This is a genomic window from Minwuia thermotolerans (assembly GCF_002924445.1).
GTDB classification, from domain to species: Bacteria; Pseudomonadota; Alphaproteobacteria; order Minwuiales; family Minwuiaceae; genus Minwuia; species Minwuia thermotolerans.
Genome location: NZ_PIGG01000022.1, coordinates 77501 through 80813 on the forward strand (window position 1 = coordinate 77501; position 3313 = coordinate 80813).

Annotated in this window: 2 rRNA genes; both read left to right on the forward strand. The window is 58.7% G+C overall.

Going from position 1 to position 3313, the window contains the following annotated elements:
- The first annotated feature begins 203 nt into the window (after positions 1–203).
- Positions 204–2947 (forward strand): 23S ribosomal RNA (locus CWC60_RS04810).
- A 204-nt stretch (positions 2948–3151) separates the two neighbouring features.
- Positions 3152–3266 (forward strand): 5S ribosomal RNA (gene rrf, locus CWC60_RS04815).
- Positions 3267–3313 lie beyond the last annotated feature (47 nt).

The following is a 3313-nucleotide window of genomic DNA, read 5'->3' on the forward strand; positions in this document are numbered from 1 at the left end:
AACGCGCGACGCGTTCCGGCATGGCGAAGGGGCTTCGGCCCCCGGTTCTGGCGGAAGGCGTCCCATGGCCGCCTGGCGGCGATGGCGCCGCGTTCGAGATGCAAGCTGAAATGAGAAATACCGTGATCTCCCGTGGCGACGGGCGGGACGGTCCTTCGGGACCGTCGTTCCCTGAGCATGGGTGGAGAGTTGAACGGATATCTCTCGAGTGTCTGAAGGGCGTTTGGCGGATGCCTTGGCGCATGGAGGCGATGAAGGACGTGGCACGCTGCGATAAGCCCCGGGGAGCCGTGAGCAGGCTTTGATCCGGGGATCTCCGAATGGGGAAACCCATCCATTTATGGATATCCCGATCTGAATACATAGGGTCGGGAGGCGAACCCGGCGAACTGAAACATCTCAGTAGCCGGAGGAAAGGACATCAACAGAGACTCCCCTAGTAGTGGCGAGCGAACGGGGACCAGGCCAGTGCCGATCGGAAGCGAACCGGAATCTTCTGGAAAGTCGGACCATAGCGGGTGACAGTCCCGTACGGGTCAGCGACCGATCGGACTTGAGTAGGGCGGGGCACGTGAAACCCTGTCTGAACATGGGGGGACCACCCTCCAAGCCTAAGTACTCCCATGCGACCGATAGTGAACAAGTACCGTGAGGGAAAGGTGAAAAGCACCCCGATGAGGGGAGTGAAAGAGACCTGAAACCGAACGCCTACAAGCAGTGGGAGCCTCCTTCGGGGGGTGACCGCGTACCTTTTGCATAATGGGTCAGCGAGTTGGTCTGGCAGGCGAGCTTAAGCCGCAAGGTGTAGGCGAAGCGAAAGCGAGTCTGAACAGGGCGCATAGTCTGTCGGATCAGACCCGAAACCGAGTGATCTAGCCATGAGCAGGTTGAAGGTGCGGTAACACGCACTGAAGGACCGAACCAGAGAGCGTTGAAAAGCTGCTGGATGACTTGTGGCTAGGGGTGAAAGGCCAAGCAAACTCGGAAATAGCTGGTTCTCCGCGAAAGCTATTTAGGTAGCGCGTCGCGTGATTGCCTGCGGGGGTAGAGCACTGGATGGGCTAGGGGGGCGCGAGCCTTACCAAACCTAACCAAACTCCGAATACCGCAGAGCACAGCGCGGCAGACAGACGGCGGGTGCTAAGGTCCGTCGTCGAAAGGGAAACAGCCCAGACCGCCAGCTAAGGTCCCCAAATCACGTCTAAGTGGGAAAGGATGTGGGACGGCCATGACAACCAGGAGGTTGGCTTAGAAGCAGCCATCCTTTAAAGAAAGCGTAACAGCTCACTGGTCTAAATCTAAGCTGTCCTGCGCCGAAGATGTACCGGGGCTCAAGACGTGTACCGAAGCTGCGGACGCATGTTCTGCATGCGTGGTAGCGGAGCGTTCCGTAGGCCGATGAAGGTGCCCTGCAAGGGGTGCTGGAGGTATCGGAAGTGCGAATGCTGACATGAGTAACGAGACGAGTGTGAGAAACACTCGCGCCGAAAGTCCAAGGGTTCCTCGGCAAGGCTAATCCGCCGAGGGTGAGCCGGCCCCTAAGACGAGGCCGAAAGGCGTAGTCGATGGGAATCAGGTGAATATTCCTGAGCCGGGTGGATGTGACGGATCCGAAATCGTGTCATGGCTTATCGGATTGCCATGGCTGTGGACGGGTTCCAGGAAACAGCACCACCATTGAGACCGTACCCTAAACCGACACAGGTGGACTGGTTGAGCATACCCAGGCGCTTGAGAGAACGACGCTGAAGGAACTCGGCAAATTGCCTCCGTAACTTCGGGAGAAGGAGGCCCCATGTCTGGGCAACCAGGCGTGGGGGGCACAGGCCAGGGGGTAGCGACTGTTTACTAAAAACATAGGGCTCTGCGAAGCCATGAAGGCGACGTATAGGGTCTGACGCCTGCCCGGTGCCGGAAGGTTAAGAGGAGAGGTGCAAGCTTCGAATCGAAGCCCCGGTAAACGGCGGCCGTAACTATAACGGTCCTAAGGTAGCGAAATTCCTTGTCGGGTAAGTTCCGACCTGCACGAATGGCGTAACGACTTCCCCACTGTCTCCAGCGTCGACTCAGTGAAATTGAACTCTCCGTGAAGATGCGGAGTACCCGCGGTCAGACGGAAAGACCCCGTGCACCTTTACTACAGCTTTGCAGTGGCATCAGGAATCGAATGTGCAGGATAGGTGGGAGGCTTTGAACCGGCGGCGCCAGCCGTCGGGGAGCCAACCTTGAAATACCACCCTTTTGGCTCTTGGTGTCTAACCGCGGCCCGTGATCCGGGTCCGGGACCCTGCATGGCGGGTAGTTTGACTGGGGCGGTCGCCTCCCAAAGAGTAACGGAGGCGTGCGAAGGTGGGCTCAGGCCGGTCGGAAATCGGTCGTCGAGTGCAATGGCATAAGCCTGCCTGACTGCAAGACAGACAAGTCGAGCAGAGACGAAAGTCGGCCATAGTGATCCGGTGGTCCCGTGTGGAAGGGCCATCGCTCAACGGATAAAAGGTACGCCGGGGATAACAGGCTGATACTGCCCAAGAGTCCATATCGACGGCAGTGTTTGGCACCTCGATGTCGGCTCATCACATCCTGGGGCTGGAGCAGGTCCCAAGGGTTCGGCTGTTCGCCGATTAAAGTGGTACGTGAGCTGGGTTTAGAACGTCGTGAGACAGTTCGGTCCCTATCTGCCGTGGGTGTAGGAAGCTTGAGAGGATCTGTTCCTAGTACGAGAGGACCGGAATGGACGCACCTCTGGTGGACCGGTTGTCGCGCCAGCGGCACAGCCGGGTAGCTAAGTGCGGGAAGGATAACCGCTGAAAGCATCTAAGCGGGAAACCAGCCTCGAAACCAGGCTTCCCTCGAGAACCGTGGAAGACCACCACGTCGATAGGCGGCACGTGGAAGCGCAGCAATGTGTGAAGCCGAGCCGTACTAATCGTTCGATCGATCTCGATAGATACTCCGATCAACTTCTCCGCCCATGCCCAGCGATCGACGGCCCCGGAACCGGGCGCAGGCGCAGGCCGAAAGGCCGAAGCCCAACCGGAAACCGGCGTCGAACCCGCCGCAACGAAGGAGATCACGCTCTCTCAGCAGCACAAGAACAGCAGCACAGAAACGTCAGCACAACGACATCGGCACAGCCCGATGGCTTCGCTGGCCTGGTGGCCATAGCGCGGGGAAAACACCCGATCCCATCCCGAACTCGGCCGTAAAGACCCGCCGCGCCGATGGTACTCCGGCTCAAGCCGTGGAAGAGTAGGTCGCCGCCAGGCCAGCAAAACCATCAAATCCACAATCGCATCATTCCCTCTTCACAAGT